General features: G+C 35.8%; 11 protein-coding genes and 1 CRISPR repeat array. Of the genes, 1 reads left to right on the top strand and 10 read right to left on the bottom strand.

The annotated features are described in order from the left end of the window. From AC1RRY_RS17045 to AC1RRY_RS17030, 4 genes are all read right to left on the bottom strand, one after another. The gene (locus tag AC1RRY_RS17045; protein WP_492822395.1) at window positions 1–933 is read right to left on the bottom strand and encodes a phosphoglycerate dehydrogenase; all 933 of its coding nucleotides are present in this window, start codon (window positions 931–933) and stop codon (window positions 1–3) included. Further along, window positions 933–1613, bottom strand: coding sequence for an acylneuraminate cytidylyltransferase family protein (locus tag AC1RRY_RS17040; protein WP_492822397.1), 681 nt, complete (start codon window positions 1611–1613; stop codon window positions 933–935). The genes AC1RRY_RS17045 and AC1RRY_RS17040 overlap by 1 nt, the downstream gene beginning before the upstream one ends. 34 nt (window positions 1614–1647) lie before the next feature. Next, the gene (locus AC1RRY_RS17035; protein ID WP_492822399.1) at window positions 1648–2586 is read right to left on the bottom strand and encodes a glycosyltransferase family 2 protein; all 939 of its coding nucleotides are present in this window, start codon (window positions 2584–2586) and stop codon (window positions 1648–1650) included. 79 nt (window positions 2587–2665) lie between these two features. Next, on the bottom strand, window positions 2666–5026 hold the full coding sequence (locus AC1RRY_RS17030) for a GumC family protein (protein ID WP_492822401.1): 2361 nt from the start codon (window positions 5024–5026) through the stop codon (window positions 2666–2668). A gap of 974 nt (window positions 5027–6000) precedes the next feature. On the opposite strand from AC1RRY_RS17030, the gene AC1RRY_RS17025 reads away from it, so the two are divergent. Further along, window positions 6001–8169 (top strand): pectate lyase-like domain-containing protein, encoded by a 2169-nt coding sequence (locus AC1RRY_RS17025; RefSeq protein ID WP_492822403.1) that lies wholly within the window; start codon window positions 6001–6003, stop codon window positions 8167–8169. 121 nt (window positions 8170–8290) lie between these two features. Here the strand turns inward: AC1RRY_RS17025 and AC1RRY_RS17020 are convergent, their stop codons facing one another. From AC1RRY_RS17020 to AC1RRY_RS16995, 6 genes are all read right to left on the bottom strand, one after another. After that, window positions 8291–10699, bottom strand: coding sequence for a TonB-dependent receptor (locus AC1RRY_RS17020; protein ID WP_492822405.1), 2409 nt, complete (start codon window positions 10697–10699; stop codon window positions 8291–8293). A gap of 382 nt (window positions 10700–11081) precedes the next feature. Further along, on the bottom strand, window positions 11082–12470 hold the full coding sequence (locus AC1RRY_RS17015) for a hypothetical protein (RefSeq protein ID WP_492822407.1): 1389 nt from the start codon (window positions 12468–12470) through the stop codon (window positions 11082–11084). Between the two features lie 216 nt (window positions 12471–12686). After that, a CRISPR array of direct repeats spans window positions 12687–14418; the repeat unit is 36 nt; unit sequence GTCGTAATCCTATCTTGAAAAGGTCTTCATTTCTAC. Window positions 14419–14496: 78 nt separating this feature from the next. Next, window positions 14497–15330 carry a CRISPR-associated endonuclease Cas6 gene (locus tag AC1RRY_RS17010; RefSeq protein ID WP_492822409.1) on the bottom strand — a complete coding sequence of 278 codons (834 nt, stop codon included), beginning with the start codon at window positions 15328–15330 and terminating at the stop codon, window positions 14497–14499. A gap of 9 nt (window positions 15331–15339) precedes the next feature. Next, complete coding sequence (locus AC1RRY_RS17005) at window positions 15340–15996, bottom strand: hypothetical protein (RefSeq protein WP_492822411.1); 657 nt, start codon at window positions 15994–15996, stop codon at window positions 15340–15342. Window positions 15997–16014: 18 nt separating this feature from the next. Beyond that, on the bottom strand, window positions 16015–16305 hold the full coding sequence (crn3, locus tag AC1RRY_RS17000; protein WP_492822413.1) for a CRISPR-associated ring nuclease Crn3/Csx3: 291 nt from the start codon (window positions 16303–16305) through the stop codon (window positions 16015–16017). Beyond that, the gene (locus AC1RRY_RS16995; protein WP_492822415.1) at window positions 16302–18713 is read right to left on the bottom strand and encodes a TIGR03986 family type III CRISPR-associated RAMP protein; all 2412 of its coding nucleotides are present in this window, start codon (window positions 18711–18713) and stop codon (window positions 16302–16304) included. The genes crn3 and AC1RRY_RS16995 overlap by 4 nt, the downstream gene beginning before the upstream one ends.

Below are 18713 nucleotides of genomic sequence, written 5' to 3'. Positions count from 1 at the left end.
TTATACGCCTAAATATTCGAACAAATGATTTACTGCTTGTTTGGTAGCCCTTCTAACTCCTTCAATAGTATTAGAGCCATTGTGTGTACCAAAAATACATTTTTCAAAGTTTCTTAATTCAGAATCAATCGGAAAAGGTTCTGTTTCAAAAACATCTAAAGCGGCAGCTTCAACTTTTCTGCTTTTGAGTGCTTCAATTAAAGCTTTTTCTTCAACTACACCCCCTCTCGAAACATTAATAATATAAACGCCGTCTTTCATTAAATTGATGGCATCTGCATTAATCATATATTTAGTTTGAGGAGTCAACGAGCAGGTTGTAATGACGAAATCGGCTTTTTCAATATTTTCAGGAAAAGCGAAGAATTCATAATTGATTAAATCTGTTTCAGTCTTTAAAGCATAGGGGTCATAAATATTGATTTTCATGTCAAATGCCTTTAAGAATTTGGCCGTTGATTTACCAATATCTCCAAATCCGATGAGTGCCACCTGCATTCCGGATAATGATCTCCCGGCAGGTTTAATCCAATTTCCTTTCTTTACCTCGCTGTCTATCAAATAGGTTTGCCGGGCAAGACCTAGTACATACGCCGTAGCAATAGTAGCTACTTCTGCACCAAACATATTAGGTGTATTAATGATCGGTATACCGAGTTTTTTGCAGGCTGCAAAATCAACATTATCAACCCCAACCCCCCATTTAACGGCTGCCTTAAGTTTTCCATTTTTACCAGCAGTAAATACTCTTTCTGTTGCCGGATCATCTCCGATAATCCATCCATCTACTTCTGGCAAAATCGTTTCAAGCTCTTCTTCCGTTAATGTCTGAACGATATCAGGAATAACCAATTCAATATTTTTTTCTTCAAACAATGAACGAAATTCGTCGATACGCTTAAGCATTGGAGGGCAGGTAACTAATACTTTCATTATGATTTCCAGGGATAGAGTTCTTTAAATAAAAATTCTGCTACTTTAAAATTTAATTCTACGTCAATATCCTGTGCCTCTATCTCAGGAATTTCGTACATATATGGTCGGTCGCCTATACGGTTGAACTTTTTTACCAGTGTTTCTTTAGTAAAAAGGTACATGCAAGAGTTTTCAGCGTATATTGGAGGTAAGTCTTGTGTTCTTAATAAAATAGAAGGATTATGGTTTACAGCTCTGGCAAGTTGATCCCACAAACGGACTTGCAGACGAGTGACAGTAAACATGCTATCATAGATAGGATATAAACTTATAAATTCTTCAATGCCTTTATCGATTGTTTCGGCAGAAAGAAGAGGATTCGTACTGTGGGTTTGCAGATACAATTCTGATTCAATCTGTTCGCAAGTATTCAGCAGAACATTATTCATTGGAATGGTTCCATCTCTTAAATGCTCGGGTCTTTCAAGTATTAGTACATCAGGATATTTTTCTCTGGCCTGCTCCATTATTATGGGGCTATCCGTATCAATTACAACTTTATCTATTGATTTACTTGAAAGTAAACTGTCGATTATTCTGTGAAATAACGGTTTCCCGGCAAAATCTCTATAATTTTTGCCTTTTACCCTTTCACTAGAGTTTCTCATGGGTACAATTGCTACTATCTTATATTTCATACAATAGATTTTAAACTATGATTTGAACTTTTAGTTAATCAGAATATTCTATCTGAGGGGCCTTAATAATAGGTATTTGTTGCTTCTTTAAAAAATTAGTCGGGTAATAAAACTTTGTTCTCAAAGAATTGTCCAGATTACCTGAATGATTATAGCCTTTCAATGTACCATAAAACTGCAACAGTCTGAAAACAGGGATATCAAAAATGTTGTTTAAAAAAATACCGTCCTTTAACGCAAAATAATAGTCACTGATAATATTTGATGCAGACAAATAGAAAAAATCCCAAACCCCGAACTTCGCGTAGGGTACTATCTTTTTAAATGCTATGGCCTCACGGTAATACCGGTTAAATATTTTTCCCGGCGTTTCTTCATGAACATGTACAATTATACCTTCTGCCTCATAAACTAATCTATAGCCTTTTTTTAAAACTTTAGTAGACCAGTCCAGATCTTCTAAACCCGTTAGGGTTTCATCATACTTTTGTTCCTGCCAGAGTGACTTTCTGATAGCAGCATTAGCATTATTACAAAAAGGATGGAGTTGATTGTAATTAGAAAAGGCTGGAAACCATTTTGCCAATAAACGATGCTCAGAATATTTGCTGTCTTTATACCCAATCTGACGACCGTACACCAGAGCTACTTTACTATCTTTAAATGGCTCTAACATTTTATCAATCCAATGAACGTAGACCGGATAAACATGGGCACTTGCAAATAATAGCACCTCACCCCTGGCTGCTTCACATCCTTTATTAAGAGAAAAACCAAAAGAAAAATCTTCCGGCAAAATAGAGACGATTTTTGCTTCCATCTCTTTTGCTATTTTTACCGTCTGATCTGTAGAACCGGAGTCAACTAAAATTATTTCTACTTCATGATTCGTTAGTTGGCTTTGAATACCACGAATTAGCTTACCAATATGCTTTTCCTCATTAAAAGCTCTAATAATTATGCTGCATATCATAAAGTCTGTCTAAATTAAATTGAACCTACTTTAGCTTAATAATTCTTATCTTTCACAGGAAAAATCAATACCTGCTCCATTAATTCCTCAACCCAAACCATTTTCTCTTTTTCTTTTCGTCGTCATAAGCATAGCCATACCCGTAACCATATCCGTAACCATATCCATAACTGCTATTCCTATAATCAACATCATTGAATATTACACTCAATGATTTGAACTTATTAGTTTTCTTCAAATCTGCCAATAAGTTAAGATAACTTTTAGGTGTGTATTCGTGTCTTACCAAATAGAAACAAACATCTGCATGTGGACTTAAAATTGCGGCATCTGTCACTAAACCTACCGGAGGAGTATCAAGAATGATATAGTCAAAGGTTTGTCTAAGTGTCTCTATTAAGACTTTCATTCTTCCATTAGATAATAATTCTGCCGGATTAGGTGGAATTGGCCCACAAGGAATAACGAAAAGATTATTGCTTATTTTAGTGCTGTTAATAATATCTTTTTCATTGGCCTGATTAATCAAATAATTAGAGAGACCTTTTTGTGCTGATATGCCCAGATATTTAGAAATTTTAGGCTTACGCAAGTCTAATTCGATAATAACTACTTTACTATCCAATAAAGCAATACTGGCTGCTAAATTAAGGCTGACAAAACTTTTACCTTCACCACTTATTGAGGATGTAAATAAAATTGTTTTACTTCCTTCAGTTGCTGAGCCTATGTATTGAAGATTGGTACGTAAAATTCTGAACTGCTCTGATATAAAACTTTTATTTGCCAGATTCAGTATATTATCCTGCAAATCTTTAGGTTTTTTGCTGATTTCTCCGATAATATTAAGGCCAGTAATTGCTTCAATCTCTTTACGGGACTGTATTTTATTATAGATTAATTCTTTACCATTAATTACACCAGCCGGAATTATTAATCCTATTAATAATGCTAATGCATAAATAATGCTTCGTTTTGGTTTTACAGGCCTGGGAGTGCTGTATGGGTCGTCTACCACTCGGCTGTCTGTTACAGTAGATGCATAAGATATTGCTGTTTCTTCACGCTTTTGCAAAAGCAATAAATATAAGCTTTCTTTTATTCCTTGTTGCCGCTTAATATTCACAAATTCACGCTCCTTTTTAGGAATAGTCCGGATCGAAGACTCAAATTTATTATTCAGATTTTTCAAACTTGAGCGTGTAACTAACAAGCCTTGCTTCTGATTAGCTATATTTTCACTGATAGCTCCCTTTATATTAGATATTTGCGTTTTAACAGTTTCCAATAATGGGTTACTTGCCTGCGTAGTTCTTGCGTATTTTTCTCTTTGAATATCCAGTTCATTAAGTTTTCCTAACAGGCCAGTCAAGACTGGGTCAGTAACCATTAATGTTGCCGGAGCTACACCTGTCTGGCTACTTCTTAAATAAGATTCTACTCCATCCAGTATTTTTAACTGAATATCCACTTCATTCAGTTTTGAGTCAGTTTCTTTCACTTTTTCAAGAAACAAATTCGCTTCTGCACTTAAATCTGTAATTCCCTGGCTACTTTTATAAACTTCCACATCTTTCTCAACGTCACCCAACTCATTAGTAATCAACTTCAAGCGCTCATCTATAAATTGTATGGTATTAGTTGCCTCTCTATTCTTATCATTTAAAGCAGAGAAAGTATATGCCTCAAGTAATTTTGCTAAAAAAGCCTTCCCTTTTGACGGCACTGCATTTTCTACAGATAATTTTAAAACTGAACTTTTTTGATTTAACAATTCAACTTCAAGATTCTCTTGATACTTTTCAATTAAGTCTTCTTTGGGGACAAAGGTTATCTTAATCAGGTCATTATCTTTACGATATAGAGAATCATGGAGAAAAACACGAAATAATCCATACTCACTTTTAATATTCTGGCTATAGTCAAAGACTCCTTTAGATTCTCCATTCTCGTTCAACAATTCATATTTTTGTTTATTTCGTATTTTGATAAACAATGGCTCCTCATACGCAATTTCATTTAAATTGCCATGTTGAACCCAGATTGGTGAAAGGCCATAGGCGATTTCGTCAAAATCTCTGATAGCTCCTTCCTGAAAATAAGATACAGTAAGATTCAATTCATCTACAACTTTTTCTATCAGAGTTCTGGACTTCAATACTTCGACCTCATTTTCCACAATTTTGTTTCCAGAGAATAGCTCCAGGTCTTTTAGAATGTCGTTTCCGGCCATCCCCCCTTTTTTCTCATCTTTGATTAACAGGACCGAGCTTACCTGATAAATTGGTGTGGTATAACGAAGATACAAGAAAGCAATAGTGATAGTAATTACTAATGAAATAATAAACCAATACCAATAACGGAAGTACTTCATAAAAAACACCCGTATATTAAAATCATCTTCTTTTTCCTCCCAAAAATTCAATTCATTGTTATTCATCAGCATTTATTGGTTTTGTTGCTAATTAAAATTAGTTTTAAATAGATGATTATCACTGCTTTTCCAAATCTGTTCGTTCCAATCCTATTAAAATTAGGTATTTACGCGCTTCGAAGAACAAAATTAAAAATAATATAAACTATTGTTTATCAAAATACTTAAAATCAATTTATTTATTGATTAATAGGTTTAAAAAAAATCTACAGATTAGTATTTAAACAATTAAATTAGGTAGTTTTCTTCTTAGAGAAGCCATTTGCAGCGTTTATCAGAACTTTGTTTTCTAAAGATAAATTTGTCTTCTAAAGTTAAAATATTAAAAAGCACAAAATCAAGATAATCTTATCTTTTGGCCACACTTCATTGAAAAATACAATTATTACTTTTTTTGACAATAAAATTTCCTATTAGTATCTGTAAGCCAATGGTATATTTATCTCAATAATAAATTGAATTTTTGGCTATGGTATTAGGGTAATTAAAAGTCGGACACAAAAAGGATTTAACTACATAATTTTGTATACTATGCCAAAGACATTGAAAGAAAATGATTACGGTAGAAAATTTTCAGGAAGCTGGTTTTCCATTAAGTGTTCTGTTGTACCTCGCTGGTTTAGCTCGCAATTTTCAGGAAAATTTGTAAATCATATACGGTTCGACAATTCGATATTATAAAACCTACTATTAATTTAATTGCTTCCAATAAAGATAGTTTTGAAAGCCTGTTTCTCAATAAGGTAACTATGATGAGCTTTTTCAAATTCAAAGTAAATTACCTTTATAAAATCTTCTATAAAACAGAAAATTCGATTCATCTTTGTATCTGAAATCATAGCAGATTGTTAGTTAAATATTTAAAAGTAAACACTTTAAATTACTGAACTCTACTATTTTTATAATGTTTCCCCAAGGTTTATATCGAACTCACGTTAATAGTACAACAATCAATAGAAATCATTAAAAAGAATATTCTTATGCGTACAAAAGTAATCTCTGCGTTTATAGCATTTTCGTTTACATTGGTTCTAAGCAGCTTTGTAACATCCGATTCGACTGATGAAAAAAAACATGAGAATAAGATAGAGGGCAAGATTGCTTACAACAAGAAGAAACATAGCATAACCTTATCATGGCCGGCGTTTGGCTCTTCAGGAGATTATGTAATCACAAGAGGGGGCAGCCGCCTGGCATCAGATTTTGTGTCAGTGGGTACTACTTCTAAATTGAAATTCACGGATAACAAGCCAAATGCAGATAAATACGAAAACTATTATAAAATTACTCGTAACTCTATCACAATGATACTTTCGCTAGAGAACCAGATTTTCGGTGACAACATGTATTTCTACGATAGAAAGTATGAAAAAACAGAAACTGCACGAAATGAAATCAATTTGCATTTTGGTGCTACTGGCCGGAGCGGAGCAAATGGAGAGTGGACAACGAAGCGTCAGGCATATTATTTCAAAGCAAATATTAATGGTCAGACTTACGATTCAGGTGGAGAGGGTTCTGCGTCATCGGCAGAGGCTAATTCAATAGAATTAGGATTCTACTCGCACATTGGAGGTTTGGGTAAAGTACCAACAGACGTTAAATTGGGCTCTGTATTTACAAGACCTCACCTTTCGGGTGGTGCAAATGCCACTTGTACATTTTGGCGTTCTATGGAAAATGTGACAGTGATGCGCGATTTTGCCTGGACGGTTTCTCAATCAACCAGTGCGCGAAGAATGCAGATTGAAAGTACTTCGAAATATATTTCAGATGTTGGCAGCAACAACTTTTGGGGTAGCGGTGGTTTTATTGCCGACACGCGTTATACAACAACCAGACCCAACTGGGGTGGACAACAACAATGGTACACCAGAAACACTATTTTCCCTTCAGGCTCGGGGGCTATGGGTGGTTCCTATAATATGGTTTGGCAAGGTTGTGTCGACGCTCCGCAAGCTAATGACGCCAACTCTCCTATTCCCACTACACCTATTATCAGAGAAAAGCCTTTTCTTTTTATAGATAGCGATGGCGAATACAAAGTATTTGTTCCTACATGGCAAAAAGATAGAGTTGGAGTTTCCTGGTCGTCATCCGACATGGGTAAAGGCAAAATTCAGGACTTGCTTACCGACTGGTATGTTGCCAAGGAAGGCGATACCGATGTAGAAATCAATAAGGCACTGAAAGCCGGCAAAAATGTATTTTTCACACCGGGGCATTACGCCTTGAATGCACCTATTCAGGTGAATAGAAAAGATGCAATACTTTTAGGGGCCGGTATAGCTTCGGTAACACTGGAGCCTACCGAGAAAAACACCTGGGGATGTATCTATGCTGACGACAAGGATGGAATTATCATTGCCGGACTTTTGATGGATTCATTCAATAGCACAACTTATCAAATCAGAGTTGGTAACGAAGGAGTCAATGCAGACCATTCTGCAAATCCTATCCTGCTCACAGACATTACTTGCAGAGTAGGTGGAGTTCAATCAAAAAATATTCAGATACATACTTCCATGCAGCTCAACAGCAATCATGTGGTGGGTGACCACTTCTGGTTGTGGCGTGCCGATCATGGTTCGCAATCCGGTGGGAAAGCCCGTTGGATAAGAGACAGATGTAAAAACGGACTTATTGTTACCGGCAATGATGTTACGCTTTATGGCCTGTTTGCCGAACACTATCAGGAATATGAAGTGCTATGGCTGGGAGAACGAGGTAGAACCTATTTCTTGCAAAACGAACCGCCATACGATGCGCCCAATCAGGCGAGCTGGAGTAGCCAAGGAAGCAGAGTTGATGGTTATGCAGCATTCAAGGTAGCTAATACTGTAAAAGACCATCATAGTATAGGATTTGGGTCTTACGCGGTTCTTACAGGTACTGATGGGAATGTAAATAAGAAAAATGGCTTTGAAGTTCCCAATAGCCCGAATGTGACGCTCGAAAAAATGGTCATCACTCGTTTTGCCGGGCCGGGACAAATCCAAAACGTTATCAATGGTATTGGCGGTAGCACGGCAACAGGTGTAAAGCGGGTGGCATTATATAACAATAATGAGGGAACACAACCATACGACGAAGCATTTGACTTACCTAACCGTGAATCATATCCTGCGTATATTGTTATGAAAAAGTAAACAAAAAAGTATAAATCTTTCAAACAAAGCAAAACTCTGAAGACCAATTAATCTTCAGAGTTTTTTTAATAGCTTAAAGCGGAAATCCGTACTACTTTTTATCGGTCGACTACCACCGCTTTTAAAGCACGTCATCGTTATTTATTCCTTTTTTCTTGGAAACATTTTCCTTTAGCTTACCGAAATTCCAGATGATGCCCAACCTGAAATTCCGGGCCTGAAATGAGTTTAAATTTTCTGAATGAAAATTGACATCATTCTGTATGGTTTTCACGGTTACATACTTCGTAAAAAATCTGGCTGCGGCAACGGTAATGGTGATTTTATCCTTAAAAAGTTTATACATGGGTGTAATATTATAAAACCATTGGCTTGACGTATACCCTTGTATACCGATGGGAGGTTTGAAGTTTCCGAAGAAAGTAGAAATAGTAAACTTCGGATTTACCTTTATATTATTTGAAACTCCAAAGAAGCCCGATAATCCACTGTTTCGTTGCATTAAATCAGAACTATTTTTTATGTACGTATAGCTCAGATTCGAATTGACAGACATGTTCCAGGCTTTACTAAAATTGACTGTGATATTTCCATTCAAACTTAACTGTGATTCTTTCCCAAGGTTTTCGCTTACGGTTGTTGTTACACCCGTTTCCTTATTAAAACTGCTTATCTGAATTATCTTATCGTTACTATAGGTACCCACCAGTGTAAACCCTGCAAATACTTTCCCTTTGCTAAAATTATTCTGAAGAGTAAAATTATGAATCAATTGAGGTTTAAGAGCCGGGTTGCCATAGCTGATATTCAGGGTATCGTTATTATTAATAAATGGGTTCAGATTATTAATAAACGGACGCTGTATCCGTTGGCCATAACTTAAAACAATTTTGTAATCTTTGGTAATCTGGGTAGAGGTTTGAATATTAGGTATCAAGTTAGTATAGCTTTGTGTAACGGCTGTTTCAGTACCGTTAAAATTCCCGTCTACTTCGGTATGCTCCATCCTTAAACCGACACGAAACGGCCATTTTTTTAATACAAAATTATAGCTGCCGTAGGCACTGTAAACCTGTTGTTGATAATTGAAATTATTTGTGTTGCCGGGCAATACTGTATATTCCTCTGTCGGGCTTGTTTTTATTAAACTTTCGTAGTCAGACGTTGCACTTCTCAAAATTAACTTTAAGCCTGTTTCTATTTTTTGCTTCCGTTGCATGGGCAGGATATAATCGGTCTGCAGGGTTGTTTGGGTATTGTGCGCATAATTATTATTGATTATGTATCGGTCAATTTCAAGGTTATCCTGATAGCTATCCAGAAAACGATTGTTCTTCGAATATTCAGTAAACAGTTTTATTGAAAATTCTTTTTCGGGAATGTCCTTAAATTTTTTGATAAAATCTGAGCCGATATTATAATTGGGGTTATCATTCTTATTTTGCAAAGTAAGAAAACTTGTGCTTGTAGTATTAGGAAAAATAGTCTGAATATCTGTAGAGGTTGCCAGATTATTGAACCCTCCAGCGACCGATCCATAAACACTGATTGTCTTATAAGCATCTAAATCATAGCTAATTTCTGCATTCCCAAAATTCTGAAACAATGTTTGGACGGTAATACCATTGAGAATCCTGCTGCTATAGGTCTGAGAATTAAACGCATCTGTTTTTGAAGTGACCAGATATGGAGGGTATTGATTGCCCAACAAACCTATTGCATTATAGAAATAATTAAGCGATACCCCCACCTTATCTTTTTTAAGGTTAAAATTAAGATTGCCAAATGTATTATGGATCGAACTGAGGGTGAGCGAAGCATTTCCGTTATAGCCGATGATTTGCTTTTGGGTTACAATATTGATGACGCCGCCTATTCCTTCAGCATCATATTTTGCCGATGGGTTGGTAATCACTTCAATTTTTACAATGCTGGCACCGGGAAAGCTCTTCAATGCTTGCGAAACATTTTGTGAAAACATGCCTGTTTCTCTGCCATTTAGTAAAATTTTGAAGTTCGACTGTCCATTGACAAGTACATTATCATTACCATCAACTGAAACAAACGGGGTTTTTCGCAATATGTCTAAGGCCGTTTCGGTTTTTGCTGAAGGGTCGGCATCGACATTAAAAATAATTTTATCATCCGTTTGTTCAATCAAAGGTTTACTTGCCGTTACTGTTACGGCTCCCAAAGATTTTGCTAAGGGAGTTAAAAAGATTGTCTGAAAATTCTTTGATTCATTACTTGTGATAGTTACCGGGATTCTTTTTTCGACATACCCTATGTACGTACAAACGATTACAAAAGCGCCGGTATCAGCCGGAATGGAAAACTTTCCGGCTTCATCACTAAATGTAACCTTGACAGGCTGAGTGGCTTTGTTCTTAAAAAGCCCGATAGTAGCAAAAGGCAGTGGGCTATTGGCGGTACTATCTCTGAGCATGCCAGTAATTGCGGTAGTTTGAGAAAAAGCAAATAATGGTTTAATAAAAAACAAAACCAGTAAAAGGCGATTTAAGCTTTTCATAATTTTTTCTGTACTTAAAAGTTATAGCTTTCATTTTTAGATCATTACAATCTACGGTAAATATTGCTAAAACATCTCAAGTTCGGGTATGCAAACGCATGTCAAGTTCTGTCAAACCCGTACAAGTTCCTTAATGGGTATTTGAGGCAAAAAAATCCTCTTATATGTTATTGATATTTCAGGATGTGATAGTAGTTGATGTACTAGATATAGGAATGAAGTTTCCCAATACAAAGGTGGCGGAACTAACAGTTATCATCCGCGGATGCTGCTTAAGGTATTTCTACAGTTACCTTAGTAATATTTATTCTTGTCTATTATTCATAAAATTGTATTCATTCACTTCATTCTCAATCATCTTTTCATGGCCACACAAAACTCTTTAATTCCTTAATTTATCTAAAAAGCTTTCCAATTTATTTATCATAATTCCATCATCCTCTACCCTTGATAGCTTATTAGCTATGCGCGTAATGCGAAAGCTATTGCCGGGGACACTATCGGCAATAACCAAAAAATTCACCTTCCTTTCTTTTAATTTAAAAGGTAAGTCTGCAAGTTTTTCAGGAAAATAGTCTTCATTAAAGTCTTCCGGGTCATACGGAAACACAACATACATTTCTACAATTCTGCTCGATGCTTTTTCAAGATTAAATTGTCTTGCATCCATGTCTTTTTGCGGAAAATCAAATGTTTTGGCTTCAAGCGCAATGACAGTACCATGATTAGTAACCAAAAGGACATCATACTCGGCAATTACAGTATCGTTGCTGGCAACGCTCACATTAGAATATGCTTCTATAATTTTATGATTACCTGAACTCAGCAATTGCTTAACCCTTTGTTCAAGAATACCCTCAAAATAACTCCCTGGCTTGTTAAATCTCAGGCTTTTCAGAAGCGCATCATCAACATTAATGATTGTAGTACTTAACTGGTCACGCAATTCTGTGTTTTTAATGTCAATCTTAACAATTTTGTTCTGATGCCTAATCGTTTGAGCAATGAGAGAATCATGAAACTCTCTTTTTGTTTTTATAACGAGCGAACGCAGATTATCAACAAATTTGTTCAGTTTTTCGCCTTCAAAAAAATGTTGTTGCTTTATTTTTGCTCCAGCAAGCATAGCATCATGTGCCGTTGTAATCTCTTTTTTGTTTACATTATTATCACCAAAGTATTTGCTTACACTACTTCTGATAGAATCTATAAAAAAAGCTTTCTTTTGAGGCTCACTAAAAATATCTGCTAAATCCTCTAAATTAATATCTCCTGTCAAATCAATAATTCTTGCTTTAGGTAGCTCAAAAAAATAATTCCTGAACTCTTTAAATCTAAAATAATCCGGAAATTGATCATTAGCTTCAGGCGGCTTCTTTTTGCTGTAAAAAAGCCTGGCACTACTGATTTTTAACCCATAAGTCTCTATAATTTCGTATGCGCTCAGATCAATATTAATATCCTCACTACTACTGCAAAGCGTACCATTAACATTCTGTACAAAATCTATACTGGGCTTCGCGTTAAACGGATTAGCATAGTATATCTTATCATCAGGATTGCCTCTCTGAACATAAGACTGATACATAGCAAGCATCAAAGGCTTGAGCCCCCCGCCGATGTTCCAGTATATAGTATCATCTGCCTTTGTATTAGCTTGTATATACTCATTGATTTTCTGTAAGACCCAGTGTATTTGCGTATCTTCACCGCCTGTTCCATCACCAGCTTTTAAACTGATTTTATTCGTCTTCTTTCCTCTTTTTTTCAAAACGCTTATCATGCCTTCAGCCCATTTCAGGCTTTCAGCTTTTGCTGATTCAATAATTACTATTTCTTCGATTCCGTTGATTTGAATAGCCGGAATAAGATTGGTAGTATTTTGTTCGGTTGAAAAACAAAGCATTATCATGATACATCCTGGTTTTATTATTGAAAATACTATCAGTTAGCCCTTCATAATTCTAATAGAGAAACATCCAGACGAACGAAAATCCTATCTTGAAAAGGTCTTCATTTCTACAAATGGCAACTCAACCTCAAGCTAATGCAGCTAATGTCGTAATCCTATCTTGAAAAGGTCTTCATTTCTACAGTCGTCTGGAAGAAACCAGAAAGAATTGGTACAAGGTCGTAATCCTATCTTGAAAAGGTCTTCATTTCTACTGTCTCGCGTGGATTCCTCTTACATAGATGACAAAAAGGTCGTAATCCTATCTTGAAAAGGTCTTCATTTCTACTTCTTAGGGGTATCGTTTGCCCAGGCTACGTCTGTCGTAATCCTATCTTGAAAAGGTCTTCATTTCTACCGCGTAGAGCTATTTCAGACCCTTCGTATATAAAGTCGTAATCCTATCTTGAAAAGGTCTTCATTTCTACACCTACGCACAATAAAACCAGGTAGCTTCAAAAGTCGTAATCCTATCTTGAAAAGGTCTTCATTTCTACCTATCATGTCAATAATTGCAACCAATCAGGGAGGACAGTCGTAATCCTATCTTGAAAAGGTCTTCATTTCTACTGAATTAGTTGTAGCGATAATATTTATGTTCATGTCGTAATCCTATCTTGAAAAGGTCTTCATTTCTACTAGTATTGCAGTTACTATTGTCGGCTGTATTTACTGTCGTAATCCTATCTTGAAAAGGTCTTCATTTCTACACTCTTGAACAGTTTACTACTGGCAATGCTCAACAGTCGTAATCCTATCTTGAAAAGGTCTTCATTTCTACTCCCAAATCGTTAATAATTACGAGTTATATCAATGTCGTAATCCTATCTTGAAAAGGTCTTCATTTCTACTCACGGATGAAAATATGTCTGAAAACATTTATTTCTGTCGTAATCCTATCTTGAAAAGGTCTTCATTTCTACCATCGGTAAGGCCTGTAGTAAAAAACAAATCAAAGTCGTAATCCTATCTTGAAAAGGTCTTCATTTCTACAATACATGAATATACTGATATTGAAACAAATAATGTCGTAATCCTATCTTGAAAAGGTCTTCATTTCTACCATAATTGGTCTCATATGCTTTGTTCCATACTTGTCGTAATCCTATCTTGAAAAGGTCTTCATTTCTACAGGAGTGGCTATAGCAGCCATAGTCATTGGATTGTCGTAATCCTATCTTGAAAAGGTCTTCATTTCTACTATCTCCCCGCCACCGTTGGCACCGTTGCCTATATAGTCGTAATCCTATCTTGAAAAGGTCTTCATTTCTACACGTATGAATATTGGTACCCAAACCGTTTTGATGTCGTAATCCTATCTTGAAAAGGTCTTCATTTCTACAACACTGAATGCTTGCGCAAAGCAAGTTAAGCAAATGTCGTAATCCTATCTTGAAAAGGTCTTCATTTTTACGGGAAAGACGACGGTACCGTGGGTTTCATTATGGTGTCGCAATCCTATACTTAAATGGTCTTCATTTGTACTCATGTTGCTGACCTCAATAATGAGGGAAGTAGCATGTCTCAATCCTATCTTGAAAAGGTCTTCATTTCTACCGTGGAATGCCTTTTCTAATTACCTATTTAGGAAAGTCGTAATCCTATCTTGAAAAGGTCTTCATTTCTACATCGCAACGGAACGCGCCCGTTTAAGCGCGAAAGTCGTAATCCTATCTTGAAAAGGTCTTCATTTCTACACGAACGATAACTGGGAAGAGATTCTCAAAGTATTGTCGTAATCCTATCTTGAAAAGGTCTTCATTTCTACGGTATTTAAAGCCATCAGATAAATACAGTTAACTTTAATAATATATTGCCGGTATGTCAAAGAACTGTTAATCTGGTATCAGCTGCTCCGTCGCCAGTTTTTTTGTTGTTTTTGTTTCTCATAGTCCCTCAATCGTTGCGGGTCAATCAGTTGATGGTGTTCCGTTGTGGTTTGCCACCCAAAGCCTTTGCTCTTGCCTTTGCCCAATCCCAGATACTCTGGCAGTTGAATGTTGGCCTCATAAATTACATCAAAGGCCTCGTATCTTACCTCATGATGATCGTTGTTCGGATACTTTACTTTACCTAGTGTGCGGTAGTCCAGCAGGCTTACGGTTAATTGTCTTTCGGGTATTCTAAAGCCTATTTCACTGCAAAAATCTTTGATATGCCCCGCTACAATACTTTCTAAAAAATGAATTCTGTCGGTCATTTTCATTGCTGATTTCCACTTTCCGTAATTATCGGTTTTTTCGTTCTCCTCTTTTCTAAAAACCGTATTAAGTGGTAGCCAATGATTGATTTTATATTTCTGTGGGGCTTCGGTCATCATAACAGACGTAAGAAATTCTTCTACCTCGAAATGATACAAATTTCGGGGTTTGCCCGTCTGATAGATCCGGTTGAGCAGGTCAAGAATCAAATCAACCCCATCGGCCACACCAAATAACCCGGCAAGATTAAAGTTTTTCCTGTCACCCAAATCATTCTGCATCGGTGTTTTGATAGAACGATACTGTATATATGGATACCGCAGCCTGGTCTGTTCGCTGTGAGCGATATGATTATGAAACTCGGTTATCTGTCCATCTACTATTTTATTAATTTTGGTTTTAAAATCCTGTATCTGGTCAGGCCGGAGCTCATACTCCAGGAATCTTACCAGAATAGAAGGGATGATTTGACTTAACATATATTGTTATTAAAGATTCCTTCGGAAGTGCTCTGCCTTAACTTCCTCTAAGGTGGGTAACACTTTCTGCGGCTTTATAATCAATGTTTCATTGCCGGCAATTTCACTATCAAGGTCAAACCATATTTTGTATTGATCAGTGTTAAGCTCATCCCTACCACTTGTTAGCGAAATATATTTGCCGCTTTCATCAAACTTTAAATAAATTGTAAGTTCGTAAAGCAAATAAGACTTCTTCTTTTGCTGGTCTACTTTTATTTCCGGTCCTTTCTGACTCAGATAAGGATAAAACGAAATTAATCCACTGTTCATTTGCTGCCCAATTTGCTGCCCCCAGTTGCGTATATCTGATGCACTTGAAAGATACACTTCAAAACAAGACATCACGTAGTAATCTTTGAATTTAAAATGAACCGTCAATTTCTTATCCAGGCTATCTTCCCATTCATTTCTCAACAGAAAAATCCATAACAAAACAGGTACCACAAGCCCGAATATTGTAATTACAGGATCTATGACTTCTGTCCACCAGCCAGCAAGAACACACCAATCACTTCTCTTATTAACTTTAATAGCTATAATTATACAGCCTAGAAACACAACAATCCAGAAGAATATTTTGGACAAGTATTTTTGTATAATGAAATGGTGAAATTCCTTAATCATAGTGACATCATTTAATGATTATACTTTTACCAAATCTCCAACATAAAATTCAGTTTCGTGTGTTTCAATCACCACCCCTGCATTGAGGCGGGGCTCGAAAGTGGCAATAAAGCGGGTGGGGTGAAAATGATGAATCAACACTCCATACAACCACACAGGCCCACGACCGGAAATTACCACGCCTTTATTGTAGAAGTCTTTCAAATCCGGCAGTGTTATGGTTTTCAAATCAGCTGGTTCTATGTTATGTTCCAAAGCAAATTCCAACAAATTCCATTTTTCGGCTTTGGTAATTTTATATTTTATCATGGTTTGGTTAGTTCGTCGTATAAAGCTTTTGCCTGGTCTGGGCCAAGCCATTTGATTATATCAGACCATGGATATTTTGGAAACTGCCCTTTTAACCAGTCTGATTTCTTATTATTAATTTCATTATAATAACTCCTCTTTAGACTTTCTTCAATCGTTTTCTTTTGCTCCTCCGAAAAGGTGACATTTTTTTTCTCAAATCTTTTTAGTTCTACCTTTATTTTCTCGAAAGAAGAATCGTCTAGATTTAATTTTTCATTTGCAGTTGCATATGCAAGTTGTTGCTTTAAATCATTCTTTATACTCTGTATTTTGCTTTGCAAAAGTTGGTGCCATTTAGTATTGCTGAATTCTTTCAAAGAATTCAGTAAAATACCAAGGTCTACTGATTGATTTAATTCTGTGAATTTCCGGAAAAGCTCTTTTAGTTTTTCAATCTCAGATAGCGTAATGCTCAAATCAAATTTCTTATCTAGTTCAGTGTACTTTTTATAATTCAAGATTGATGCTTCAAATTCATCTTTGTCTAATAGATTTTGAGCTAACCTTAAAAAACCAGTCTTCCTTTCTTCGAGTTCCTCCTTTTCTTTCTGAACAGTCAATTTAAAGTCATCAACATCCTGAGTTGTTGCCAAGAAATTAATACTTCTATTAAAGCCACTTATTTTAGAATATTCCTTTAGACATAAACCTTGTTCTTTAACTTTTTGAAAATTTTCTAATGGCATGTAACCTAATTGATTTTCGTCATTAGCAATACTACTCATAGCTAACAATTCTTTTAGATTTTCTTTCCAAAACACTTCGTTATGAATTCTCATCAGCTTTTCAAATTCTTTCATCAATGCATTTTTATCAGAATCTGTGTCTATCTCAATCCTGATCCGGCCAAAACCAAAAGGCTTGATAGCTCCAATACTATAAAATATGTTTTCTGAGCCGTGTAAGGTTAGTGATGATATTAATGCTCCAATTTCCGTTTTTCGTAGATTATGGAATCTGATTTTACCTTCAAAAGTCGTTCCTTTGGGTAAAGGAATTGCTTCAGATATTAAGTTTAGTTTAGATATATCAATGGTTTGTTTTTCTTCGTTTTTTCTAACAGGATACCGCTTATAACCACGTAGGCTTGGGCTCCCAACATGATATGTATTATATTCTGTTAAGGTTTGCTGCTTGGTATTTTGATTTAAATAAAACGGGGAATAAGAAGACTTAGGGCTTGATAGTATATTTTCTTGAATAGGTAAAGGTTCTACTTCTCCTTTAGCTTTCATATCAGAAATAAAAACTCTTCCCTTTAGTTCGTAATTCTTCTGAGTAGTACCAAATATACACTCAGCCAAATCTAAGCCGGGTTTATAACTTAAAATATCTTTTGTCGTAAACCTTACGGGCTGTTTATACATGAAAGTTAGACCAAAGTCTATTAAGCTATTGTCTTTTTTTCTAAAAAAAACAGGAACACCTTCTTTAATTTTAGTTTTCCAATACTTCCAATCTTTAAGTATTTCAGAATCTTTTTTTCCATCCCTATTCAAAAACAAAAAAGTATCCATCTGCTCTGGCAACACCTCTAATTTCCTTCTATTATCGTTCAGTACTTCCTCTTTTCTACCTTTAAAAACGTACTCTCCTCTCCTACTGGTTTTTGCCGAATATTCACTAGCTTGCCCCACGCAAACAATTCTTCCCCAAAAGCTATCTTTATCAACGGATTTCGGGCGCACATACTTTAATGGCTGAAAAACGCTTACCCATGCCTTTTGCTTATCTGTTTCATCAAGTGGATGTTCTTCAAATTCATATTCCAGTTCACTTCCTTGGATAATATTCTCATATTTGAAAACTCCAGTACGTTCATCAAAGTTAGTACTTACTCTTTTCTCGAAATTTTTTGAGAATCCCTCATTAAAAATTTTATCAAGATCTGAATATCGGATTTTATATGGCTTGCCACATGAGTAAATCCAATATTTGTCATCTTTCTCTATTAAATATCCGCAATCGATTTCATCTTTTTTATTAGTCAGTTCATAACCTTCATCCATAACCACACCTTTAGTTCGCATTATCTGTCGAATAGAGTGCCTATCATCATCAATTTGTTTCATTCCAGACTTACTAATTATTTCTAAAGTATTCCTAATCAACCCTTTAAAAGTAGTAGCAGGAATAAAATATTTCTTATCATTACCCTCACAGACATGACAAAACTCATTAGTCTTTTTCCCTTCTGCGTAACCATTCCTGATAAAAATGGGCGTTTCTGCAGTGATTTTCACGGTTATCTCTCCGCTTTCCCCATCTTCAAATGGAACATCGTGGCTAACAAAATCTGCCCAATGAGGTTTATATACTTCTCCTTCTTCAGGTGCCGGAACAAAATTATAAGGTGACTTTACCAT

Source organism: Emticicia sp. GW821-FHT11C11 (assembly GCF_058808615.1).
The sequence above is the reverse complement of the archived record's forward strand: the minus strand, read 5'-3'. Positions and strand labels throughout refer to the sequence as shown.